Annotated in this window: 19 protein-coding genes and 1 pseudogene; 9 read left to right on the forward strand and 11 right to left on the reverse strand. The window is 69.2% G+C overall.

The features are described from left to right. Window position 1 precedes the first annotated feature (1 nt). Entirely contained in the window at window positions 2-808 is an 807-nt protein-coding gene (phnE, locus tag BO64_RS04455; RefSeq protein WP_496402071.1) for a phosphonate ABC transporter, permease protein PhnE, read from the forward strand. Window positions 809-818: 10 nt separating this feature from the next. Here the strand turns inward: phnE and BO64_RS04460 are convergent, their stop codons facing one another. From BO64_RS04460 to BO64_RS04480, 5 genes and pseudogenes are all read right to left on the reverse strand, one after another. Further along, window positions 819-1,265: an NUDIX hydrolase gene (locus BO64_RS04460; RefSeq protein ID WP_496402072.1), complete on the reverse strand. Its 447-nt coding sequence runs from the start codon at window positions 1,263-1,265 to the stop codon at window positions 819-821. Between the two features lies 1 nt (window position 1,266). Beyond that, entirely contained in the window at window positions 1,267-2,283 is a 1,017-nt protein-coding gene (locus BO64_RS04465) for an inorganic phosphate transporter (protein ID WP_496402073.1), read from the reverse strand. Window positions 2,284-2,295: 12 nt separating this feature from the next. Next, window positions 2,296-2,940 (reverse strand): DUF47 domain-containing protein, encoded by a 645-nt coding sequence (locus tag BO64_RS04470; protein WP_496402074.1) that lies wholly within the window; start codon window positions 2,938-2,940, stop codon window positions 2,296-2,298. 182 nt (window positions 2,941-3,122) lie between these two features. Further along, a complete protein-coding gene (locus BO64_RS04475) occupies window positions 3,123-4,217 on the reverse strand; it encodes a glycosyltransferase family 4 protein (RefSeq protein WP_496402452.1) in 1,095 nt (364 codons plus the stop codon). Between the two features lie 126 nt (window positions 4,218-4,343). Continuing rightward, window positions 4,344-4,526: pseudogene (locus tag BO64_RS04480) on the reverse strand (TetR/AcrR family transcriptional regulator); the annotation flags it as partial. 232 nt (window positions 4,527-4,758) lie between these two features. On the opposite strand from BO64_RS04480, the gene BO64_RS04485 reads away from it, so the two are divergent. Further along, window positions 4,759-5,394: a TetR/AcrR family transcriptional regulator gene (locus BO64_RS04485; RefSeq protein ID WP_496402075.1), complete on the forward strand. Its 636-nt coding sequence runs from the start codon at window positions 4,759-4,761 to the stop codon at window positions 5,392-5,394. Window positions 5,395-5,479: 85 nt separating this feature from the next. Here the strand turns inward: BO64_RS04485 and BO64_RS04490 are convergent, their stop codons facing one another. Next, window positions 5,480-7,561 (reverse strand): redoxin family protein, encoded by a 2,082-nt coding sequence (locus BO64_RS04490; RefSeq protein WP_496402076.1) that lies wholly within the window; start codon window positions 7,559-7,561, stop codon window positions 5,480-5,482. A gap of 139 nt (window positions 7,562-7,700) precedes the next feature. Further along, window positions 7,701-9,464, reverse strand: a complete 1,764-nt coding sequence (locus tag BO64_RS04495; RefSeq protein ID WP_496402077.1) for a DUF885 domain-containing protein — start codon at window positions 9,462-9,464, stop codon at window positions 7,701-7,703. 111 nt (window positions 9,465-9,575) lie between these two features. On the opposite strand from BO64_RS04495, the gene BO64_RS04500 reads away from it, so the two are divergent. Further along, the gene (locus tag BO64_RS04500) at window positions 9,576-10,988 is read left to right on the forward strand and encodes an amino acid permease (RefSeq protein WP_496402078.1); all 1,413 of its coding nucleotides are present in this window, start codon (window positions 9,576-9,578) and stop codon (window positions 10,986-10,988) included. A gap of 15 nt (window positions 10,989-11,003) precedes the next feature. Here BO64_RS04500 and rfbA read toward each other — a convergent pair whose 3' ends face one another. The 3 genes from rfbA to rfbB are packed head-to-tail and all read right to left on the reverse strand — an operon-like array spanning window position 11,004 to window position 13,863. Next, entirely contained in the window at window positions 11,004-11,894 is an 891-nt protein-coding gene (rfbA, locus tag BO64_RS04505) for a glucose-1-phosphate thymidylyltransferase RfbA (RefSeq protein ID WP_496402079.1), read from the reverse strand. After that, the gene (rfbD, locus tag BO64_RS04510; RefSeq protein WP_496402080.1) at window positions 11,891-12,817 is read right to left on the reverse strand and encodes a dTDP-4-dehydrorhamnose reductase; all 927 of its coding nucleotides are present in this window, start codon (window positions 12,815-12,817) and stop codon (window positions 11,891-11,893) included. The genes rfbA and rfbD overlap by 4 nt, the downstream gene beginning before the upstream one ends. After that, window positions 12,814-13,863 carry a dTDP-glucose 4,6-dehydratase gene (gene rfbB / locus BO64_RS04515; RefSeq protein WP_496402081.1) on the reverse strand — a complete coding sequence of 350 codons (1,050 nt, stop codon included), beginning with the start codon at window positions 13,861-13,863 and terminating at the stop codon, window positions 12,814-12,816. Before rfbB ends, rfbD begins: the two co-directional genes overlap by 4 nt. Window positions 13,864-14,084: 221 nt before the next feature. Between rfbB and BO64_RS04520 the strand changes: the two genes are divergently transcribed. Then, window positions 14,085-15,545 carry an MATE family efflux transporter gene (locus BO64_RS04520; protein ID WP_496402082.1) on the forward strand — a complete coding sequence of 487 codons (1,461 nt, stop codon included), beginning with the start codon at window positions 14,085-14,087 and terminating at the stop codon, window positions 15,543-15,545. Here BO64_RS04520 and BO64_RS04525 read toward each other — a convergent pair. Continuing rightward, window positions 15,542-16,765 carry a serine hydrolase domain-containing protein gene (locus tag BO64_RS04525; protein WP_496402083.1) on the reverse strand — a complete coding sequence of 408 codons (1,224 nt, stop codon included), beginning with the start codon at window positions 16,763-16,765 and terminating at the stop codon, window positions 15,542-15,544. The genes BO64_RS04520 and BO64_RS04525 overlap by 4 nt on opposite strands. A gap of 177 nt (window positions 16,766-16,942) precedes the next feature. Here BO64_RS04525 and BO64_RS04530 point away from each other — a divergent pair, with 177 nt between their 5' ends. The 5 genes from BO64_RS04530 (at window position 16,943) to BO64_RS04550 (ending at window position 22,608) form a co-directional block, all read left to right on the forward strand. Continuing rightward, window positions 16,943-18,280: an acyl-CoA dehydrogenase family protein gene (locus BO64_RS04530; protein WP_496402084.1), complete on the forward strand. Its 1,338-nt coding sequence runs from the start codon at window positions 16,943-16,945 to the stop codon at window positions 18,278-18,280. Between the two features lie 11 nt (window positions 18,281-18,291). After that, window positions 18,292-20,043 carry a class I adenylate-forming enzyme family protein gene (locus tag BO64_RS04535; RefSeq protein WP_496402085.1) on the forward strand — a complete coding sequence of 584 codons (1,752 nt, stop codon included), beginning with the start codon at window positions 18,292-18,294 and terminating at the stop codon, window positions 20,041-20,043. A 75-nt stretch (window positions 20,044-20,118) separates the two neighbouring features. Continuing rightward, window positions 20,119-20,688: an NADPH-dependent FMN reductase gene (locus tag BO64_RS04540; protein WP_496402086.1), complete on the forward strand. Its 570-nt coding sequence runs from the start codon at window positions 20,119-20,121 to the stop codon at window positions 20,686-20,688. Further along, a complete protein-coding gene (ribB, locus tag BO64_RS04545; RefSeq protein WP_496402087.1) occupies window positions 20,685-21,845 on the forward strand; it encodes a 3,4-dihydroxy-2-butanone-4-phosphate synthase in 1,161 nt (386 codons plus the stop codon). Before BO64_RS04540 ends, ribB begins: the two co-directional genes overlap by 4 nt. 43 nt (window positions 21,846-21,888) lie before the next feature. Next, a complete protein-coding gene (locus tag BO64_RS04550) occupies window positions 21,889-22,608 on the forward strand; it encodes a DUF72 domain-containing protein (protein WP_496402088.1) in 720 nt (239 codons plus the stop codon). The last annotated feature ends 59 nt before the right edge of the window (window positions 22,609-22,667 follow it).

Genomic DNA, 22,667 nt, shown 5'->3' on the forward strand with positions numbered 1-22,667 from the left:
GATGACCTCAGCCTCCGCCACCGCGGTCCCGCCGCCGCCGACCCGCAGCCTGGCTCAGCGCGGGCCCGACCTGCTGGTCTGGGGCGCGGTGATCATCCTGCTGCTCATCAGCTTCAAGCCGGTGGAGGTGAGCAACTTCACCCGCCTCTTCACCAACTCCGAGAACATGCGCCTCTATGGCGCGGACCTCCTGCGGCCAGACTTCACGGAATGGCGGACCTACGTCGCCCAGATGTGGCTGACGATCCAGATCGCCCTGTGGGGCACGTTCCTGGCGGTGATCGTGGCCGTGCCCTTCGGCCTTGCCTGCTCGCGCAACATCTCGCCGGTGTGGCTGCAGCAGCCCATGCGGCTCCTGATGAACTTCCTGCGCTCGATCCCGGACCTGGTGCTGGGCACCCTGTTCCTGGTGGCGGTGGGCCTGGGCCCGTTCGCGGGGGTGATGGCGCTGGCCATCAATACCGGCGCGGTGCTGGCGAAGCTGTTTTCCGAGGCCGTGGAGTCCATCGACAAGGGGCCCGTGGAAGGCGTGCGCGCCACCGGCGCCGGCAAGCTGCATGAGATCGTCTGGGGTGTGATCCCGCAGGTGGCGCCGCTGTGGACCAGCTACGCGCTGTATCGCTTTGAATCCAACTCGCGCTCGGCCACCGTCCTGGGCCTGATTGGGGCGGGCGGCATCGGCCGGCTGCTGTTCGACAGCATCAACGGCTTCGCCTACCACCAGCTGTCGGCGATCGTGATCGTGATCATCGTGGCCGTGTCGCTCATCGACCTGCTGTCGCAGGCCATGCGGAGCCGGCTGCTCTAGGGAGCCGCCCTCAGGGATCGAAGGCGAGCAGGAGCTGCTTCAGCTCCCGCTCGTCCACCGCCTCGGCGGCTTCGGCTGGGCGCATCCAGCGGCGCTCGCGCTGGTGCTGCTCGGGCCATTCGTCCCGCAGCTCGGTGACCTCGAGGTCATAGACGAACACCCGCACGTGCTGGGTCCGGCCGCTGCGCAGGCGCTTGTTGTAGTGATAGAGGCCGACCGCCTTGGACGAGGTGGGGCCGCCCACGCCGGCCTCCTCGAAGGCTTCCTGGGCGGCCGAGGCGGCGGGCGTCAGCCCCTTGATCGGCCAGCCCTTGGGGATCACCCACCTGCGGGTCTCGCGCGAGGTGATCAGCAGCACCTCGAGGCCGTCCGCCGTCCGCCGCCACGGCAGGGCCGCATACTGGGTCTTGGGCTCCCGGTCGGGCTCGGGTCGTAGGCGCTGGGGCGGCTTGCTCATCCTATCCAAACGCGCGATCGGCCAATCGGGCCAGGCCGTAGAACAGGGCCCCGGTCAGGCCGGCCATGGGGATCGTCACGATCCAGGCCCAGACGATGTTCTTGGCCACCCCCCAGCGCACGGCCGACATCCGCCGGGCCGCGCCGACGCCGACGATGGAGCCGGTGATGGTATGGGTGGTCGAGACCGGGATCCCGAGGTTGGTGAAGAAGAACAGGGCGATGGCCCCGCCGGTCTCGGCGCAGAAGCCCTGCTGGGGCGAGAGGCGGGTGATCTTGGAGCCCATGGTGTGGACGATCCGCCAGCCGCCGAACAGGGTGCCCAGGCCCAGGGCCGCCTGACAGCTGATCACCACCCAGAACGGCACGTGGAATTCCCCGCCCAGGTGGCCGTGGGAATAGAGCAGGACCGCGATGATCCCCATGGTCTTCTGGGCGTCATTGCCGCCGTGGCCGAGCGAGAACAGGGCCGCCGAGACGAACTGCAGCTTGCGGAAGGCGCTGTCGGCGAAGGCGGGGGTCGCCTTGATGAAGGCCCAGGACGCCGCGAGCACCAGGATCAGGGCGAGGCCGAAGCCGAGGGCGGGCGACACCACGATGCCGGCGATGGTCTTCAACACGCCCGACCAGACGATCGGGTCGAAACCGGCTTTGGCCACGCCGGCGCCGATCAGGCCGCCGATCAGGGCGTGCGAACTGGACGAGGGGATGCCCAGGAACCAGGTGAGGATGTTCCAGAAGATCGCTCCGCCCAGGGCCCCGAAGATCACGGCGTCCGAGATCACGTCGGGCTGCAGGATGCCCTTGCCCACCGTGTTGGCCACGTGCAGGCCGAAGAACAGGAAGGCGATGAAGTTGAAGAACGCGGCCCAGATCACCGCCCAGCGCGCGGGCAGCACGCGCGTGGAGACGATGGTGGCGATCGAATTGGCCGCGTCGTGCAGGCCGTTCAGGAAGTCGAAGAAGAGCGCCACCCCGATCAGGAAGATCAGGACGAGGCTCAGGCCGCCGATGTCCATGCTGCGGCGGCCCTAGAGGTGTTCGATCAGCACGCCGCTGATCCGGTTGGCCACGTCCTCCAGGCGATCCACCACCTTCTCCAGGTGGTCGTAGATCTCGCCGCCGACGATGAAGGCCATGGGATCCTGTCGGGCCGGGCCGCGGTAGAGGGCCCGCATGCCCTCGTCGTAGATCTGGTCCGAGGTTTCCTCGAGCTGGGTGATCTGCTCGGTGATGCTGTTCAGCCGCTGGGCGTTGGCCTTCATCTGCCGCAGCAGCGGCACGGCTTCGGCGGTCAGCTCGGCCGTCTGCACGATGACGTCGCCCAGGCGCCTCATGTCCGGCTCGAAGGCGCGGGTCTCGAACAGCATCACCGCCTTGGCGGTCTTGTGCATCTGGTCGACCGCATCGTCCATCGAGCCGATCAGGTTGCGGATGTCGCTGCGGTCGAAGGGCGTGATGAAGGTGCGGCGCACGGCCAACATCACCTCGTGGGTGACCGCATCGGCGGCCTCCTCGTGGCGGGCGATGTCGGCGCACAGCTCAGGCACCCGGTCGCCCCCGTCCAGGAGTTCGCGCAGCGACCTCGCCCCGCCGCAGATGGTCCGCGTGTGGGCTTCGAACAGATCGAAGAAGCCCGCTTCCTTGGGCATGATGGCGTTGAACCAGCTCAGCATCGGGTCCCCTGGCGCGTCGGCCGCTCGGGCGGTGTACGGACGAGGCCCCTCTACACTGCCGGCCCACACCGCGCCAACATCCGCTATCACATGAGCGCCATCGAACTGACGTTCGGATCGGCGCTTCTGTGGATGTCAGGATCGTTCCGTCCCGCCCCATCCCGCGGGCAGGACGTCCGTGCTCAGACGAACTCGCGTCCCCGCCGCACCCGGGCCAGGCGCCGCAGCCGGCGCCAGAAGCGGGTCTTCTGCGGCTCGGGATAGGGCTGCAGGTTGCGCACGAAGTCCTCGGCGCATGCCCGCCACGAGAAGCCCTCGGCGAACCGGCGCACCTGGGCTCGATCGAGCTTCAGGGCCTCAAGGCAGGCGTCGCGCAGGCCCTCAGTGGCCGAGGCGGCGAGGGCGCCTGCTCCGGAACCGGGGATCAGGTCGATGGGGCCGGGCGCGGGATAGGCGGCCACCGGCGTGCCCGAGGCCATGGCCTCAAGGATCACCAGGCCGAAGGTGTCGGTGAGCGAGGGGAAGACGAAGACGTCGGCGCAGGCGTAGGCCGCCGCGAGGTCGGCGCCGGACTTCGGGCCCGTGAACACCGCCTTGGGGTACTTGGCCTTCAGCTCCTCCAGCTGCGGGCCGGGGCCCACCACCACCTTGCTGCCGGGCAGGTCGAGGCTGAGGAAGGCCTCGATGTTCTTCTCCACCGCCACCCGGCCCACATAGAGGAAGACCGGCCGTGGCAGGCCCTCGAAGACGTCCGGGTCGCCCTCGGCGCGCGGGCGGAAGACCTCGGTGTCGACGCCCCGGGACCAGGCGGAGATGTTGCGGAAGCCGTGGCGGGTCAGCTCGTCGCGCATGGTGGGCGTCGCCACCATCAGCCGGCCCGACGGCTTGTGGAACCACTTCATGTACGCATAGCCGGCGGCCAGGGGCAGCGGCAGGCGGGCCGAGACATATTCCGGGAACCGCGTGTGGTAACTGGTGGTGAAGGGCAGCTTCCATTCCACGCAGATGCGCCGGGCGGCCAGGCCAATGGGCCCTTCGGTGGCGATATGAATGGCCTCCGGCTCGAACGCCTTGAAGCGCTCCTGCACCGGCTCATAGACCCCGATCGCCACCTTGATCTCGGAATAGGTGGGCAGCGGGAAGGTCTTGAACTGGCCCGGGTGGATCACCTCCACCGTGTGGCCCATGTCCTTCAGTTCGGAGACCACCCGGGTCAGGGTGCGCACCACGCCGTTGACCTGCGGCTCCCAGGCGTCGGTCGCCAGGAGGATGCGCATCGGCCGCTGGGCGTCGCGGGGCGCGGTGATGGCCTCGCGCAGGCGCCGGTCGGACCGGTCGGGCCTGATTCGATCGGCCTCGCCGATGGCCTGGGTCTGCATCCAGGCCCAGAAGGCGCCCAGCAGCGCCTCCTTGGTGGGGAAGTGCCGATAGACGGTGCGTTCACCGACGCCGGCGGCCTTGGCGATCTCCGCGAAGCTCAGGTCTTCCAGCGAGCGGGTCTCAAGCTGGGCGCCGACGGCGCTTAGAATCTGCTCGCGGGTCTCCTCCCGCTGGCGGTCGCGCTGGCTCGCGGAGGGGCTCCTCATGGCAGCGCCACTGTCACGAGTTGCGGCGGCAAGTCAACGCGGGCGTATGACGTGCGAGGGGCCGACGCGGGGCCGGATCGCGTCCTCTGCGGCTTTCCATCGCCTGGTCGTTGGGCGGATTGCATGCCAGAGGCGGGGCGCCCCCTTGAATTCCTGGCGGAGCTTTCCCTTGTCCTGCTACGGAATGGAGCAGAGAGCAGACCCTCCCCAGGTCGCCAAAACATTGGGTCCGATGGACGCCCGAACCTACCCCGCCAAGGCGACGCCGAAGTCGCAGCGGACACGCGCGCGCATCCTCGAAGCGGCGATGCGCCTCTTCGCAGAGATCGGCTATCACGCCGCGACCAATGCGGTGATCGCCGACGCCGCCGGTCTCACCCGCGGCGCCATGCTCTATCATTTCGCCACCCGCGAGGAGCTTGTGGAGGCGGCGATCGCCCATATCGAGCTCAACCGGGCCAGGCTGCTGGAACAGGCCGCCGCCTCGCCGCCGCCGGGCGTCGACGCCGCCGAACACGCCATCGACAGCTACTGGGCGCTGCTGCACGAAATCCCGTTCATCGCCTTCGCCGAGCTGGAGGCCGCGGCCCGCACCGATTCCATGCTGCGGGAGCGGCTGGTCACCGCCCAGAGCGCCTTCGACCACGCCCAGCTGGGCGGCGACCGGTTCGGGGCCATGGTCCAGGCGGGCGACGATCCGCGCTTCCAGACCAGCCGCGACCTCGGCCGGTTTCTGCTGGAGGGCCTGGCCCGCGGCGCCATGACCTACGACCAGGACGCCCGCCGCGAGCGGCTGATCGCCGTGGTCAAGCGGGCGGTACGGATGCTGAACCGCAAGGGCGACATCCACGACATCTGGGCGGACTGAGCGTCCGGACCGAGCTGAAAGGAAGAGGCCCCGCGGTCGCCCGCGGGGCCTCTCGTTCAGGGGGCGGCCCTAGGATCGGCGGGGCTCAGCGACCGCCGGGGCTCGAGCCCTGCTGTTGCCGTTCCGCCTGGCGCCGGCGCTGGAACAGCATCTGCTGGACCGCCGCCAGTTCCTCCTTCTCGATCGCCCCCGAGGAGTCGCGGTCGATCTGGCCGAAGAAGGCTGCGAGCTGCTTGCCGAGCTGCCCCTTCAGCTCGGCCTTCTGGATCCTGCCGTCCAGATTGTCGTCCAGCATGCCCAGCATGCGGGTCTGGTTCATCAGCTCGTCGTAGTTGACCTGGTTCGTCGCCGTCTCGTCGATCCAGCGGAAGCGCAGGGAGGTGAAGAACATTTCCTCGAACGACTGGTCGCCCCAGAGGACTTCCTTGGTCGGGTCCGGGTTGGCCGGGTTCCGCTTGGAATTGTCGTACCAGTAGTGGGCGACGATCTTCGACCCCGCCGGCACCTTGATCGGCTCGGCGAAGGTGTATTCGCGCTGCCAGTTGAAGTCATAGCGCGGCATGGCCAGCAGCTGCTTCTTCTGGCCGTCCGGGTAGTGGATCCACAGGTCCGAGGCGTAGCCGCGGTAGTGGGCGTGCGGGAAGGCCGAGTAGAGCAGCGCGTCCTTCGGGAACTCGACGTAGGCGATTTCCTTGTGACGCTCGGCGCCCGGCGGGATGACGATGGTGTTGTCGATCACCACCACGCTGCGCATCATCAGGTTCGGCAGCTCGTCGTCCTTGTAGAAGTAGAGGCCGATCTGCGACTTCTCGACTTCCTCCTTGCCGAAGGGGGTGTAGTGGGCCTGGAAGGCCACGCCGCCGCCGGGCGGCAGGTAGGTGCCCACGTTTTTCGGCCAGAAGGTGGACTCGGCGCCCACGGCGTAGCCGCCCACGCCCGCGCCCCAGCGCATTTCATTGACCTGCTCGCCGGGCTTGGGGAGGTCCTGCGGCTTCACATAGCCGGACAGGTAGTGGTGCACGCCCTGGCGCGAGCCGATCTTGTAGGTCGAGGCCTTGATCCACTTGCCCTCGGTGAGCGGGTTCGGGACCCACGGACGCTGGTAATCGACCACGCCCGAGGCCGGGATCGTGTAGGAGGGGATGTCGAGGATCAGGTCCGGCTTGCCCAGCGGCCAGTCGGAGACCGGCGCTCGCGCCTTGGCCAGCGGGTCAGGACCATCGCCCCGCGGCGCGCCGGCCTCGATCCAGTGGACCAGGGTCTTGACCTCGTCCTTGGTCAGGCTGCGGTCATCCTCGAACTTGCCCACGTGATGGGTGACGTTCCACGGCGGCATCCGGTCGGTCCGGATCACCTCGCGGATCATCGGCGAGAAGCCCTTCACCATCTCGTAGCTGGTCATCGAGAACGGCCCGATGGAGCCCGGTTGGTGGCAGCCCACGCACTTGGACTCGAGGATCGGCGCCACGTCCTTGGCGTAGGAGATCTGGGCGTGCTGGGCCTTGCGGGCCCGCTCGGGGAAGTCGATCAGGCAGCCGGGGGAGGCCTTGGTAGCGGCGAGCGCCGGACGGCCGGCGATGGTCGCCTCGATGGCGTCGGCGGCCCAGTTGTGGGTGGCCACGGCCTTCTGCACGCCGTAGTCGCGGCGGTCGTCCAGCGGGCCGCGATAGACCACCTTCCAGGTCTTCGGGTCGATGACGAAGAACTCGCCCGTGCGGGTCACGCCGAGCTGCTCGCCCACGAGCTGGTTGGAATCCAGCAGGACCGGGATGCCGAAGTTGTACTCCGTGGCCTCCTTGAGGATCGCCTCGCGGCTGTCCTGCAGGGCCGAGTTCAGCATCAGGAACTCGACGCCGCGGCCTTCGAACTTGGCCTTCAGCTCGCGCACGGAGGGCGCGAGGCTGCGGGAGATCGGGCAGCCGTTGGCCTGGGTGATGATGACGACGGCCTTGGCGTCGGCCAGCCGATACAGTTCGTGACCCATCAGGGTCTCGTCCGGCAGCATGAAGTTGTCGACGATCGCCGGCGTCGCCGCCGTGGCGGTTTCGACCGTCGCCACATTCGCCGCATTCGTCAGCGCGCTGGCGGCCTGATCATCGGTGGCGCAGCCGTAAAGCATGCCGGCGCTCGCCAGCAGGCCCAGCACGGAAATGCGTGCCTTCGTCATCAATTTTCCTCCCCAAGGCCGATCCCCAATTTTTCGAGGTTTCGGTCCGGTCCCTGATAAGCCTGATTATCCTAACCCAGCAAAACGACGTTGCACGAATATTTCTGAACAGCGTTCAGACTGATTTTGTGAACGGCGTTCAGGTACGCGCCGCCTCGGTCGCGATCCAGGCGTCGATGCGGGCTTCGAGGAGGCCCATGGGCAGGGGGCCGGCCAGCAGCACGGCGTCGTGGAACCGGCGGATGTCGAACCGCTCGCCAAGCGCCGCCTTGGCCTTCGCGCGCAGGCGCAGATAGGTCAGCTCGCCCACCTTGTAGGCCAGAGCCTGGCCCGGCCACGAGACGTAGCGGGCCACCTCCACCTCGATGTTCAGGGGCGCAAGGGCGGTGTTTTCGAGGAAGCAGGCCTTGGCCTCGTCCACGCTCCAGCCCTTCCAGTGGATGCCGGTGTCCGCCACCAGGCGGCAGGCGCGCCACATCTCGTAGGAAAGCTGGCCGAACCGTTCGTACGGCGTCCGGTAGATGCCCATCTCACCGGCCACCTTCTCGGAATAGAGGCCCCAGCCCTCGACGAAGGCCGAATAGCCGGCCTCCCGGCGGAAGGCCGGCACGCCCTGCAGTTCCTGGGCGAGGGCGATCTGCAGGTGATGGCCCGGGACGGCCTCGTGGGCGGTGAGCGCGGGCAGTTCGTAGAGGGGCCGCTGGTCCAGGGCGTAGGTGTTGACCAGGTAGCCGCCGGCGACGCCGCGCTCGGGGCTGCCGGGGAAATAGCGGCCGGTGGTATAGCCCTGCTCGATCTCCTTCGGCGCCGGCCGCACGCCATAGGTCAGGCGCGGGAGGGTGGCGAAGTAGCCGGGCAGCTGATCGTCGATCCGCTTGGCGATCTCCGAGGCCTTCTCCAGCAGCGCCTCGCGGGAGGCGGCGTAGAAGCGCGGCTCCTTGCGGAGCATGGCGATGAAGCCGGAAAGGTCGCCGGTCCAGCCAGCCTCCTTCATCGCCACCTCCATCTCGGCCCGGATGCGGGCCACCTCGGACCGGCCCAGGTCGTGGATCTCGTCGGGCGTCAGGTCGGTGGTGGTGTGGTCGCGCACCACGAAGCGGTAGTAGGCCTCGCCGTCCGGCAGGCTACGGGCGCCCAGGCCCTGGCGGGCCGCGCGCAGATAGTCGGTTTCGAGATAGGCGATGAAGGCCGCGCGCAGCGGCCGCAGGGCGGCGGCCGCAGCCCGGGCCCGCGCCCTCAGCTGCGTCTGCTCGGCCGCCGGGACGGTGTCGGGCAGCTTCGCCAGGGGCTTCAGCAGCGGATCGTCCTCTGGCGGCGTGGCCTGCCGGGTCTTCAGGGCCTCGATCACGGCCTCGACGGTGGAGCGGGGCTGGGTGAAGCCGGTCCGGGCGCCCCGCTTCACGTTCTCCACATTGTCCCGGAAATGAACCGGCGCGGCTTCCAGCCGGGCGATCCAGGCCAGGGCGTCCTCGCGGCTGCGCACGGGCGTCACCGAGGCGAAATAGTCCAGGGTGTCGTAGAAGCCGCCGTCGCTGGAGAGGGGCATCCGCGCCTCGTCGAAGCGCAGCCGCCCAAGGGCGGAGTCCACGGTCCAGAGCAGCAGGTGGCGGTTCAGCCTCGCTTCGTCCGATAGGCCGGCGTCCGGAATCGCCGCCAGCCGCGTCTTGAAGCCTTCCAGCGCCGCTTTGCGCCGGGCGTCGGCGGCGGGCGTCACATCGGGCAGCCGGGCGAGCGCGGCCCGGTCGCCCAGATTTCCGGCGGTGAACGGGTCTTCCGACAGCCACCAGGCTTCATAGTCGGCGACCAGCCGGGCGATGGCGGCCTCGCCCGCGCTCTCCTGGGCGGCGACGGGCTGGACCATCAGGGTGAAGGCCATGCAGACGGCCGGCAGCAAGCGACCCATTTCGACGTTCCCCCGCAATGAAATTGCGCGATCAGGCTATAGCCAAGGCAAGGCTTGTCCAGCGCTCGCCGATCAGCGAATTGTGGCGCTTCTCGGTTCGAGGGGGAAACCATGAGCTTCATTGGACGCCGCAAGCCGCTCGCGGCCTCGCAGGTCTCGGAGACGGCGGACGGCCTGCGCCGGACGCTGAGCTGGCCGCACCTGGTGGCGCTGGGCGTCGGCGCCATCGTCGGCACCGGCATCCTGACGCTCACCGGGGTCGGCGCGGGCCTGGCCGGGCCGGGGGTGATCCTGTCATTCGTCCTGGCCGGCGCGGTCTGCGCCTGCGCGGCCCTGGCCTATGCCGAGATGGCCACCATGATGCCGGCGGCCGGCAGCGCCTACACCTACTCCTACACGGTGCTGGGGGAACTCCTGGCCTGGATCGTGGGCTGGAGCCTGATCCTCGAATACACCGTCGTGTGCAGCGCTGTGTCGGTGGGCTGGAGCGCCTATGCGGTGGGCTTCCTGCAGCACCAGGCCGGGATCGAGCTGCCCGCCGCCCTCATCGCCGGGCCGCACGCCGGGGGCCTCGTGAACCTGCCGGCGGTGTTCATCGCCCTGGCCGTCAGCGGCCTGCTGCTGGCCGGCACCCGCGAGAGCGCCAACGTCAACTTCGTGCTGGTGATCCTGAAGCTTCTGGCCCTGGCCGTGTTCGTGGCCGTGGCGGCCACTGCCTTCAATGCCGACAACTTCCACCCCTTCATGCCCAACGGCTTCCTGCCGACCACCAACGCCGAGGGGACCCGCGTGGGCGTCGCGGCCGCGGCGGCGATCATCTTCTTCGCCTTCTACGGCTTCGACGCCATCTCGACGGCGGCCGAGGAGGCCAAGAATCCCAGCCGAGACCTGACCATCGGCATCGTCGGCTCCATGCTGCTGTGCACCCTGATCTACATGGTGGTGGCGGGCGCGGCCCTCGGCGCCATGCCGGCCGCCGAGCTGGCCAAGAGCGAGGAGCCCCTGGCCCTCGTCCTGCGCACCCTGGGCCAGCCCCTGGCCGCGGGCATGATGGCTGCGGTGGCCTTTGTGGCCCTGCCGACGGTGATCATGGCCTTCATGTACGGCCAGAGCCGGATCTTCTTCGCCATGGCTCGGGACGGCCTGCTCCCGGGCGGCCTCGCCAAGGTCAATGGCCGGGGCGTGCCGGTGTTCGTCACCATCTTCACCGGCATGGTGGCGGCGGTGATCGCCGGGGCCTTCCCGCTGGGCGAGATCGCCGCCCTGGCCAACGCCGGCACCCTGGTGGCCTTCATCGCCACCGCCGCCTGCATGATGATCCTGCGCCGGCGCGAGCCGGACGTGGCGCGGCCGTTCCGCACGCCCCTGTGGCCGGTGGTGGGCGTGCTGGCGATCGTCGGCTGTCTGTGGCTGTTCACCAGCCTGCCGCTGACGACGATGCGCAACTTCCTGATCTGGAACGCGATCGGCCTGGTGGTCTACCTGGCCTACGCCCGCCGGAAGAGCCGCCTGGCCGCGGCCTGACGGCTGACCCGCCGGCTACTCCGCAGGCTCGCCGGGCGGCCGCTCGGCGAGCTGGCGCAGGTAGCGCCCGTACTCGCTCTTGGCCTGCAGGTCGGCGACCTTGATCAGCTCCTCGCGGCCGATCCACCCCTGCTGGTAGGCGATCTCCTCGAGGCAGCCGATGCGCAGGCCCTGGCGCTGTTCGAAGGTGCGGATCAGCTCGCCGGCCTGGATCAGGCTGTCGTGGGTGCCCGCGTCCTCCCAGGCGAAGCCGCGTCCCAGCAGCTCCACGTGCAGGGCGCCTTCCTCCAGATAGACCTGGTTGAGGGCGGTGATCTCCAGCTCGCCCCTGGCCGAGCGGGTCAGGGTCTTGGCGATCTCGCTGGCCCGGCCGTCATAGAAATAGAGGCCGGTCACCGCGTAGTTGGACTTCGGCTTGGCCGGCTTCTCCTCGATGGAGAGCGCCCGCCCGTCGGGGGCGAGCTCGACCACCCCGTAGCGCTCGGGATCGTGCACCGGATAGCCGAAGACGGTGGCGCCGACGTCGCGCTCGTGCGCCCGCCGCAGCATCTGGCGGAAGTGCTGGCCGAAGAAGATGTTGTCGCCCAGGATCATCACGCTGGGCTCGCCGCCGACGAACTCCTCGCCCAGCAGATAGGCCTCGGCGAGGCCGCCGGGGGTGGGCTGGACCACATACTGGAAGCGCACGCCGAACTGCGAGCCGTCGCCCAGCAGCCGCTTGAACGCCGCCTGGTCCTCGGGGGTGGTGATGATCAGGATCTCGCGCACGCCGGCCAGCAGCAGGACCGACAGCGGATAGTAGATCATCGGCTTGTCGTAGACCGGCAGCAGTTGCTTGGAGACCGCCAGGGTCAGCGGGTGCAGCCGCGTGCCCGCGCCGCCCGCCAGGATGATGCCGCGCCTCATGCCGGCCTCGCTTCGGTTAGGGCCGGACCACCGGCCGTGGGGTTGGAATTCAGCTCGGCGATGATCTCGGCGAGGGCCTCGCGCCAGGGGCGGATGCTCACGCCGAAGACGGTCTCCGTGGCGGAGGTGTCCAGGACGCCGTGCAGGGGCCGCTTGGCCGGCGACGGCCGGTCGGCGGTCTTCTGGGCCCCGACTTCGGGGGCCTTGTCGCCCAGGGCCAGCTCGAAGATCCCCTGCGCGAAGCCGCGCCAGCTCGTCTCGCCGGCGTTGGCGAAGTGGTGCAGGCCGAAGGCCGGATCGCCCGCGGCCGCGGCGGCCCAGCGGGGCAGCTGGCCAAGCACGAAGCCGGCCAGATCGGCGGCGCTGGTCGGGCGTCCGAACTGGTCGTCCACCACCTGCAGCGGGCGGCCCTCGCCGGCCAGCCGCAGCATGGTCTTCACGAAGTTCCTGCCGTGGGCCGACACCACCCAGGAGGTGCGGATCACCGCGGCCCGGGCGCAGGCGGCCAGCACGCCCCGTTCGCCCGCCAGCTTGGTGGCGCCATAGGCGTTCAGCGGGTTTGTGGCGTCGCTGGGGGCATAGGGCGCGCCCTTGGTCCCGTCGAACACATAGTCGGTGGAGAAATGGACGAGCGCCGCCCCGGCCTCGGCGCAAGCCCGGGCGATGGCGGCGGGGGCTTCGGCATTGACCTTGCCGGCCAGGTCGCCCTCGGTCTCGGCCAGGTCCACGGCGGTGTAGGCGGCCGCGAGGATCACCACGTCCGGCCCGTGCTCGAGCACCTGCCGGGCGCAGGCCGCGGGCTCGGAAAGGTCGGCCTCGGCCCGGGACAGGGCCGTCAGCGTCACGTCGTGGGCGTCGGCCTGGCGGAGGACCTCGCGGGCGAGCTGCCCCGTGGTCCCGAACATCAGGGCGCGGAGGGTCACGCCTTCACCAGCCCCAGCCGTTCCGAATGGAAGCCGCGCTGGCGGATGCGCTCCACCCAGCCGTAGTTGTCCACGTACCAGCGAACCGTGTCGGCAAGGCCGCGTTCCAGCGTCACCTTGGGCGTCCAACCCAGCTCGCGTTCGATCTTCGAGCAGTTGATGGCGTAGCGGAAATCGTGCGCCGGCCGGTCGGCGACGAACTCGATCTTGTCGGCGTGGGGCGTGTTGGCGGGGGCCAGCTTGTCGAGCTCGGCGCAGATCATCCGCACCACCTCGATGTTGCGGTGGTCGGCGTCGCCCCCGATGGCGTAGGTCTCGTGCAGCCGGCCCCTCTGCAGCACGGTCAGCAGGGCCTCGGCGTGGTCGTCTACATGCAGCCAGTCGCGCATCTGCCGGCCGTCGCCGTAGACCGGGATCGACTTGCCCTCCAGCGCCCGGGTGATCACCGTCGGGATCAGCTTCTCCGGGAATTGATACGGGCCGTAGTTGTTCGAGCAGTTGGTGATCACCACCGGCAGGCCGTAGGTCCGGCCCCAGGCGCGCACCAGATGGTCGGCCGCGGCCTTCGAGGCCGAATAGGGCGAGGTGGGATCGTACGGGGTCTCCTCGGTGAATTCGCCGTCCTCGCCGAGGGCGCCGAACACCTCGTCGGTGGAGACATGGTGGAAGCGGAACGCGGCCTTGCCGGTCTCATCCAGGCCCGACCAGTAGGCGCGGGCCACCTCCAGCAGCACCGCGGTGCCCATCACATTGGTCTGGACGAAGTCCAGGGGCCCTTCCACGGAGCGGTCCACGTGGCTCTCGGCGGCCAGGTGCATCACCGCGTCCGGGCGGTGCCGGGCGAAGATCGCCTCGACCTGGGCCTTGTCGCAGATGTCGGCCTGTTCGAACGCATAGGCCTCGTGGCTCTCCACCGAGGCGACGTTCTCGAGGTTGGCCGAGTAGGTGAGGGCGTCGAGGTTCACCACCGCGTGGCCCTCTTGGATCGCCCGGCGGATCACTGCCGACCCAATGAAGCCGGCTCCGCCCGTGATCAGGATTTTCATACGGCCTTTCTGATCGTTCGCTTTGCGGCGCCCCGCCGCACAAGAACCCAGTTCACCCCTCGCGCGCCGTACTTACAGCGAAACGCCGCCGGCTCAACCCTGCAGGGGGCGCGCGCGGGGCGCGACGCCGCCCGCCGAATCGGTTCGATTATCGCAACTCCGGTATGGATTCCGGGGCGCCGTGGCCTTAGAGCCCGCGGAAGAAACGGGGGAGGACGCGGGTGCAGCGCACGGGATCAATGGGTCGGCGCGGGCCGGACCTTACGGCTGGGCCGATCGGCAAGACGCTGATCCTGTTCGCCCTGCCGCTGCTGGGCTCCAATGTGCTGCAGTCGGTGAACGGCTCGGCCAACGCCATGTGGGTCAGCCACACCCTGGGCGAATCCGCCCTGGCGGCCATCTCCAACGCCAACCAGATCTTCTTCCTGATGCTGGGGGCCATGTTCGGCCTGACCATGGCGGCCAACATCCTCATCGGCCAGGCGGTGGGCGCGCGCGACGAGGCCCTGGCCAAGAAGGTGGTGGGGACCTGCACCCTGTTCTTCGCCGTGGCCTCCACCCTGGTGGGCGTGGCGGGCGTCGTCCTGACCCCGGCCATCCTCGACGCCATGGGCACGCCGGGCGACGCCCGGGCCGAGGCGGTGGCCTATCTGACGGTCATCTTCCTGGCCCTGCCGCTGATCTATTTCACCACCTTCCTGATGATGGCCAAGCGGGGCACGGGCGACAGCCGCACGCCGTTCCTGTTCTCGGCCCTGGTGGTGGTGCTGGACATCATCCTCAATCCGCTGCTGATCCTGGGCGTCGGGCCGTTCCCCCGGCTGGAGATCGCCGGTTCGGCGACGGCGACCCTGATCGCCCAGGCGATCACCCTTGCCGCCTTCCTGGCCCATCTCTACCGGCGCCGGTCGATCCTGGTGCTGCGGCCGGGCGAGTTCCATCTCCTGAAGCCCGACCTCGCTATCATCCGCACCCTGGTCTTCAAGGGCCTGCCCATGGCCTTCCAGATGATGGTCATCAGCCTGGCGGCGGTGACCATGATGGGCCTGGTGAACGGCTTCGGCTCCAACACCGCCGCGGCCTACGGGGCGGCGGTGCAGATCTGGACCTATGTGCAGATGCCGGCCATGGCCCTGGGGGCGGCGGTCTCCACCATGGCCGCCCAGAATGTGGGCGCCCGCCGCATGGACCGGGTGGCCGAGATCGCCCGCAAGGGCGTGTTCTTCGCCTTCGTCGGCACCGCCGTGCTGGTGGTGGTGCTGGAGATCGCCAAGCCCTTCGTCATGGCCGCCTTCCTGCCCGCGGACAGCGCGGCCCTGCCGATCGCCGCCCGCATCAACACCATCGCCCTGTGGGGCTTCATCCCCTTCGGCATGGCCTTCATCTTCAACGGCGTGGTGCGGGCCACCGGCTCGGTCTGGCCGCCCCTGCTGGCCATGATCATCGCCCTCTGGGTGGTGCGGATCCCCTTCGCCTCGGTGCTGATGCCCCGGATCGGCGCGGACGCCATCTGGTGGAGCTTCCCGGTCGGCAGCATCGTCATGGTGCTGCTGGCCGCCGGCTACTACCGCTGGGGCGGCTGGCGGAACGCCCACATGCTGCCCACCGCCGACAAGGTTGAGGGCGAGGCGCCCGACACCGGCCTTGGCCTGCCCGTCGAGGAGGGGGAGACCGCCCGCTAGGCCCGGCTCTCGGTCAGCGCCGCATAGGTCAGGGTCCGCAGCTCGCGCCGGACCGGATAGGCGGACGACGGGATCAGCTGGGTCATGAACACCGCCGTGACCTGCTCCACCGGATCGACCCAGAAGGCGGTCGAGGCCATGCCGCCCCAGTAGAACTCGCCCGGCGAACAGGGAAGCAGCGTCCTGACCGGATCGAACACCACCGCAAAGCCCAGGCCGAAGCCGATGCCGGCGTTGGTGCTTTCCGAGAATAGCGAGCGTGACACCTGGGTGAGATCCGCGCCGCCGGGCAGGTGGTTCGAGGCCATCAGCCGAACGGTCTTCGGGGCCAGGATCCGCGCCCCGTCCAGCTCGCCGCCGTTCAGCAGCATTCGGGCGAAGCGCATGTAATCGGCCGCGGTCGACACCAGTCCGCCGCCGCCCGACAGCAGCCTGGGCGCGCCCAGGTAGGGGCTGGTCGTCGGATCGTCCTGCAGCCGCTTGGCCCCGCCCGGGAGGGCTTCGTAGCAGGCGGCGAAGCGGCTCCGCTGGTCCTCGCGCACGGAGAAGCCGGTGTCGGCCATCTTCAGCGGATCGAAGATGCGCTCCTTCAGAGCCTGGTCGAGCGGCTTGCCCGCCAGCTTCTGCACCAGATAGCCGACCACGTCGGTGGAGACGGAATAGTTCCAGGCCTCGCCGGGCGAGAATTCCAGCGGCAGCTTGGCCAGGGCCTGGATCATGCCCTCGAGGTCGTATCCGCCGAAGATCTCGTCCAGCTTCTGCGCCCGGTAGGCGGCGTCGATGTTGGTGCGGTTCTGGAAGCCGTAGGTGAGGCCCGAGGTGTGCCGGAGGAGGTCCACCACCTGCATCGGCCGCGTGGGCGGCGTGGTCAGGTAGGGCCCCGTCCCGGCCGAGAAGACCCCGAGGTTCGCCCACTCCGGGATGAACCCGGCCACCGGATCGTCGAGGGCGATGGCGCCTTCCTCGACAAAGGTCATCAGGGCCACGCTCGTGACCGGCTTGGTCATGGAATAGATGCGGAAGACCGTGTCCTCGGCGAGGGCCACGCCCCGCTCGGGGTCCTGCTGGCCGAGCACGCTCTGATGCACGGTCTCGCCGTCGCGGGCGAGCAGGAACTGGGCGCAGGGCAGGCGGCCCGGCTCCACGTACTTTTCCTGCAGGAAACGGTCGATGCGGGCGAGACGGTCGGGGCTGAACCCGAGGGACTTGGCCTTGCTCATGACAGTGTTTTGCCCACGCCCGGCTGGGGGCCGCAAGGGCGATGCGGCCGGCGGGGGGCGTCTCACGCGGCGGCTTCTGGTGGTTGCGGAGCCGCCCGCCGCGTAGATAATGCAGAACGGGGATACCGAAAATTCGAAACGCCGTCCCTTGGGACGGCCCCCGGGGGGGAGATGCCGATGGCGTGGGATTTCGAGACCGATCCAGAGTTCCAGGAGAAGCTGGACTGGATCGAGACGTTCATGCGGGACGAGGTCGAGCCGCTCTCGCATCTGGGCCGGATCGTCTGGAGTTCGCTGGGCCGCGAGACGTTCATCAAGCCGCTGCAGGCCCGGGTGAAGGAACAGGGGCTATGGGCCTGCCACCTGGGGCCCGAACTGGGCGGCCAGGGCTTTGGCCAGCTCAAGCTGGCGCTGATGAACGAGAAGCTGGGGCGCAACAGCCTGGCGCCGACGGTCTTCGGCTGCCAGGCGCCCGACACCGGCAACGCCGAGATCATCGCCCACTACGGCACCCAGGCGCAGAAGGATCGCTGGCTGAAGCCCCTGCTGGAGGGGGAGATCCGCTCGGCCTTCTCCATGAGCGAGCCCACCGGCGGCTCCGATCCGCTCACCTTCCGCACCACCGCCGTCCTCGACGGCGACACCTGGGTGATCAACGGCGAGAAGTGGTTCTCCACCAACGCCGCCTATTCGAAGCTTCTGGTGGTCTATGCGGTCACCGATCCGGACACCAAGGACCCGTACCGGCGCACCTCGATCTTCCTCGTCCCCACCGACACGCCGGGGGTGGAGATCATCCGCAATGTGGCCGTGGGCGCGGGCGGCGAGATCGGCGGCGGCAACGAGAGCTATGTCCGCTACGACAACGTGCGGGTGCCCTATGACGCCCTGCTGGGCGAGCGGGGCCAGGCCTTCACCATCGCCCAGGTGCGCCTGGGCGGCGGGCGGGTTCACCATGCCATGCGCACGGTCGGCGCCTGCCGCCACGCCCTGGATCTGATGTGCCGCCGGGCGGTCTCGCGCATGACCCGCGATGGCCGCCTCGCCGACCTGCAGATGGTCCAGGAGCAGATCGCCGAGAGCTGGATCGCCGTTGAGAGCTTCCGCCTGCTGGTGCTGCGGACGGCCTGGCTGATCGACAAGCACAAGGACTACAACAAGGTCCGCAAGGACATCGCCGCCATCAAGGTGGCCATGCCCAAGGTCTACCACGACGTCGCCACGAAGGCGGCGCATCTGCATGGCGCGCTCGGCGTCTCGAACGAGATGCCGTTCATGCACATGGTCAACTCGGCCCTCGTCATGGGTATCGCCGATGGCCCAACCGAGGTTCACAAGGTGACGCTGGCCAAGCAGGTCTTGAAGGATTACGCGCCGGATAACGATCTATTCCCGAGCTACCATATTCCCCGTCTGCGCGCCGAGGCGGAGAAGCGGTACGCAAAGGAGCTGGCCGAGATACGGGCCCATTACGCGGCACGCAGGGACAAGTCCCCGGCCGCGGATCAGGAGTAGGAAACAGTCGCATGAGCCAAGAGACCTGGCCGGTTCTGAGCATCGCCGAGGCCCACGCCCGCCTCACGGCGCCGGGGGCTCCGTTCGAGATCGCCGAGGCCACCATCCGTGGGGTCCGCACGCGCATCTGGAAGAACGCGCCCCCGACCCTGCGCGACGTGTTCCTGAACGGCATGCGCTTCAAGGAGCGGGAGTTCCTGGTCTACGAGGGCGACCGCGCCACCTTCGACAGCTTCGGTCGCGCCACGGTGACGCTCGCCCACCGGCTGATCGTCGACGGGGTCAGGAAGGGCGACCGGGTCGCCGTCGTCATGCGCAACCTGCCGGAATGGCCGGTGGCCTTCTGGGCCGGACAGCTCGTCGGCGCGGTGGTGACCCCGCTGAACGCCTGGTGGACTGGTCCCGAGCTGGAGTACGGCCTGGCCGATTCCGGCGCCAAGGTCGCCATCATCGACGACGAGCGGCTGGAGCGCATCGCCCCGCACCTGGCCAACCTGCCGGCCCTGGAGCGCATCTATGTCTCGCGCCTCAAGGGCGAGGCCACGGACGCCCGCGTCGCGCGCCTCGAGGACGTGATCGGCAAGGTCAACGACTGGGGCGCCCTGCCCGAACAGGCCCTCCCCGACGTGCCGCTGGAGCCGGAGGACGACGCCACCATCCTCTACACCTCGGGCACCACCGGGAAGCCGAAGGGCGCCCTCGGCACCCACCGCAACATGACCTCCAACATCGGGGCCGGGGGCATCTCGTCGGCGCGGAACTTCCTGCGGGCCGGCCAGCCGCTGCCCGAACTCGACCCCACCAAGCTGCCCCAGCGGGTCACCCTGCTGGTCATCCCCATGTTCCACGCCACCGGCCTGTCGGCGACCCTGTCGCCGGCCCTCAACAGCGGCGGCAAGATCGTGCTGATGCGGCGCTGGGAAGCCGAGCCGGCCATGCAGCTCATCGAGCGCGAGAAGGTCACCGCCACCGGCGGGGTGCCCACCATCGCCTGGCAGCTCATCGAGCATCCGGCCCGGGAGAAGTACGACCTCTCGTCCCTGGTCACCGTCACCTACGGCGGCGCGCCGTCGGCCCCCGAGCTGGTGCGGCGGATCGCCGAGACCTTCCCGGGGTCGCAGCCGGGCAACGGCTGGGGCATGACCGAGACCACCGCCACCTTCACCTCGCACCTGGGCAAGGACTACGAGGCGCGGCCGGACAGCGCCGGCCCCGCCGCGCCGGTGGGCGAGATGCAGATCCGTGACCCGGCCGATGGCAAGACCGTCCTGCCCGCCGGCAGCGTGGGCGAGCTGTGGGTGAAGGGGCCGCAGGTGGTGAAGGGCTACTGGAACAAGCCCGAGGCCACGGCCGAGACCTTCGTCGACGGCTGGCTGCGCACGGGGGACCTCGCCCGCCTCGACGAGGAGGGCTTCCTCTACATCATCGACCGGGCCAAGGACATGCTGATCCGCGGCGGCGAGAACATCTACTGCGTCGAGGTGGAGAACGTCCTCTACGAGCATCCCGACGTGATGGACGCGGCCCTCATCGGCCTGCCGCACAAGACCCTGGGCGAAGAGCCTGCGGCGGTGGTCCACCTGCGGCCGGGCGGCAAGGCCACCGAGGAGGAGCTGCGGGAGCTGGTCCGCTCGCGCCTGGCGGCCTTCAAGGTGCCGGTGAAGGTGGCCTTCTGGCCCGAAACCCTGCCGCGCAACGCCAACGGCAAGATCATGAAGGCCGAGCTGAAGGCGGCTTTCCCGGAGGCGAGCGAGGCGGCCTGAGTCGGTCCTTGCGTGAGGGGCGACGCGGCGCGTTCGTCGCGCTAAGACGGGCGGCATGACCTTGGGGACCCAAAGATGAGCCGGCCGCTGATCGTCGGCCTCGGCGGCACGGTGCGGCCCGGCTCCACCAGCGAGCGCGCCCTGGTCGCCAGCCTCCGGCGCTGCGCGGATCTCGGCGCCGAGACCTGCCTGCTGGGCGGCGAGTTCATCTCGACCCTGCCGATCTTCGACCCGCGTCCGACCGAGGTCACCGCGGCCCAGAAGTCGCTGTCCGAGACGATCTGCCGCGCCGACGGGGTCATCGTCGCCAGCCCGGGCTACCACGGCTCGATCTCGGGGGTGGTGAAGAACGCCCTCGACACCCTCGAGCTCACCCGGGGCGAGGCCTCGCCCTATCTCACGGGCAAGCCGGTGGGCACGATCATCACCGCCGACGGCTGGCAGGCCGCCGGAACCACTTTGACGGCGCTGCGTGCGATCATACATGCCCTGCGGGGCTGGCCGACGCCGTTCGGCGCCGCCCTCAACGCCACCACCGAACTGTTCGACCAGGACGGTGAACCTAAGGATGCGAAGGACGCCTGGCAGCTCGCGACGGTCGCCGAGCAGGTCATGGCCTTCGCCAGCATGAAGGCTCGCGCATGAAGCGCCCCTACCTTGTGACCCCGTCCGACAGCGCCGCGCCGCGCGAAACGGAAGCCGACGCCGTGAGCCAGGCCATCAGCCCGATCGAGGACATCATCGAGGACGCCCGCAACGGCCGTCCGTACATCCTCGTCGACGCCGAGGACCGGGAGAACGAGGGCGACGTCATCATCCCCGCCCAGTTCGCCACGCCCGAGCAGATCAACTTCATGGCCAAGCACGCCCGCGGCCTGATCTGCCTGTCCATCACCGCCGACCGGGCCCGGCAGCTGCGCCTGCCGCCCATGGCCAGCGACAACCAGTCCGGCCACGGCACCGCCTTCACCGTCTCGATCGAGGCCCGCGAAGGCGTCACCACCGGCATCTCGGCCCATGACCGGGCCCACACCATCGCCGTGGCCGTGGACCCCACCAAGGGCGCCGACGACATCGTCTCGCCCGGTCACGTCTTTCCGCTGGTGGCCAAGGACGGCGGCGTGCTGGTCCGCGCCGGCCACACCGAGGCGGCCGTGGACATCAGCCGCATGGCCGGCCTCGTTCCCGCCGGGGTGATCTGCGAGATCATGAAGGACGACGGGACCATGGCCCGCCTGCCGGACCTCGTCGCCTTCGCCCAGCTGCACGGCCTGAAGATCGGCACCATCGCCGACCTGATCGCCTACCGCCGCCGCACCGAGCGGCAGGTGGAGCGGGTGCTGGAGACGCCGTTCGAGAGCGCCTACGGCGGGCGGTTCCGGATGGTCATCTACCGCAACATCCTGGACCAGACCGAGCATGTGGTCCTCACCAAGGGCCGCATCGATCCCGACAAGCCGACCCTGGTGCGGATGCACCGGGTGGACCTGGCCGCCGACATGCTGGGCGCCGTCGAGGCCCGGCGCAGCTATGTGCCCAACGCCCTGAAGGCCATCGCCGAATACGATGGCGCCGGGGTGGCGGTGTTCATTCGCGACAGCAATCCGCACTGGCTCTCGGAGCGCTACGGGGGCCAGCAGGCCGACCACAGCCAGAACGTGCTGCGCGACTACGGCATCGGGGCCCAGATCCTCCTGGACCTCGGCGTGCGCGACATGATGCTGCTCACCTCCTCCTCGACCGTGCTGCCGGGCTCCGGCGGCTATGGCCTGAAGATCCTGGGTCGCGTCCCGCTCGACTGAGCCGGATCGAGAACCCGGCGCGCCTGTCCGCATTCCGGTGCGGATGGGCGAACTCCGCATCGGCTGCTCCGGCTGGACCTACAAGGACTGGAAGGGGCCCTTCTATCCCGAGGGGACGAAGGACCGTGAGCGCCTGGAGGTCTATGCGTCCCGGTTCGACACGGCAGAGATCAACGCCAGCTTCTACCGCCTGCCCACCGAAGCCATGGTCGAGGGCTGGGCCGAGCGCACCCCGGCGGATTTCCGCTTCGCCTGGAAGGTCAGCCACTTCATCACACACAACAAGAAGCTGAAGGACTGCGCGGAGTCCGTGGCCCTGGTCTGGGGCCGCATGGCGCCCCTCGGGGCCAAACTCGGGCCAGCCCTGGTGCAGCTGCCCCCCATGCTGAAGCGCGACGATGGGCGGCTGGCGGGCTTCCTCAGGCTTCTGCCGCCCGGCCGGGTGACGGTCGAGTTCCGCCATCCCTCCTGGTACGAGCCGGCGGTGTTCCGCATCCTCGCGGACTTCGACGCCGCCCTCTGCATCTCCGACCACCACCACGCCCCCGCGCCCTGGGAGCTCACCGCGTCCTGGGCCTATGTCCGCGGCCATGGCCCGGGCGGGCGCTATGCGGGACGCTATCCCGACGCCGAGCTTGCCGCCTGGGGCCGGCGGATCGTCGCCTGGCGCCGGCGCGGCCTCGACGTCCACGCCTACTTCGACAACGACATCAAGAGCGCCGCGCCCCTGGACGCGCTGAGGCTCAAGGATCGCCTGGCCTGACCCACGGGGCTGCGCCCAACGGTCGCGGGGGCGGCGCGATGCTGCTCGCTTAAGGATTC

It is taken from the genome of Phenylobacterium composti DSM 19425 (assembly GCF_059568645.1).

Coding starts and splice junctions, on each gene's coding strand:
- ribB (WP_496402087.1), top strand. CDS start 20,685: ATGAAGCGCCCCTACCTTGTGACCCCGTCCGACAGCGCCGCGCCGCGC.
- BO64_RS04460 (WP_496402072.1), bottom strand. CDS start 1,265: ATGAGCAAGCCGCCCCAGCGCCTACGACCCGAGCCCGACCGGGAGCCC.
- BO64_RS04475 (WP_496402452.1), bottom strand. CDS start 4,217: ATGCGCATCCTCCTGGCGACCGACGCCTGGGAGCCGCAGGTCAACGGC.
- BO64_RS04525 (WP_496402083.1), bottom strand. CDS start 16,765: ATGAGCAAGGCCAAGTCCCTCGGGTTCAGCCCCGACCGTCTCGCCCGC.
- rfbA (WP_496402079.1), bottom strand. CDS start 11,894: ATGAGGCGCGGCATCATCCTGGCGGGCGGCGCGGGCACGCGGCTGCAC.
- BO64_RS04485 (WP_496402075.1), top strand. CDS start 4,759: ATGGACGCCCGAACCTACCCCGCCAAGGCGACGCCGAAGTCGCAGCGG.
- BO64_RS04540 (WP_496402086.1), top strand. CDS start 20,119: ATGAGCCGGCCGCTGATCGTCGGCCTCGGCGGCACGGTGCGGCCCGGC.
- BO64_RS04495 (WP_496402077.1), bottom strand. CDS start 9,464: ATGGGTCGCTTGCTGCCGGCCGTCTGCATGGCCTTCACCCTGATGGTC.
- BO64_RS04500 (WP_496402078.1), top strand. CDS start 9,576: ATGAGCTTCATTGGACGCCGCAAGCCGCTCGCGGCCTCGCAGGTCTCG.
- BO64_RS04550 (WP_496402088.1), top strand. CDS start 21,889: ATGGGCGAACTCCGCATCGGCTGCTCCGGCTGGACCTACAAGGACTGG.
- BO64_RS04465 (WP_496402073.1), bottom strand. CDS start 2,283: ATGGACATCGGCGGCCTGAGCCTCGTCCTGATCTTCCTGATCGGGGTG.
- BO64_RS04535 (WP_496402085.1), top strand. CDS start 18,292: ATGAGCCAAGAGACCTGGCCGGTTCTGAGCATCGCCGAGGCCCACGCC.
- BO64_RS04490 (WP_496402076.1), bottom strand. CDS start 7,561: ATGACGAAGGCACGCATTTCCGTGCTGGGCCTGCTGGCGAGCGCCGGC.
- phnE (WP_496402071.1), top strand. CDS start 2: ATGACCTCAGCCTCCGCCACCGCGGTCCCGCCGCCGCCGACCCGCAGC.
- BO64_RS04470 (WP_496402074.1), bottom strand. CDS start 2,940: ATGCTGAGCTGGTTCAACGCCATCATGCCCAAGGAAGCGGGCTTCTTC.
- BO64_RS04530 (WP_496402084.1), top strand. CDS start 16,943: ATGGCGTGGGATTTCGAGACCGATCCAGAGTTCCAGGAGAAGCTGGAC.
- rfbB (WP_496402081.1), bottom strand. CDS start 13,863: ATGAAAATCCTGATCACGGGCGGAGCCGGCTTCATTGGGTCGGCAGTG.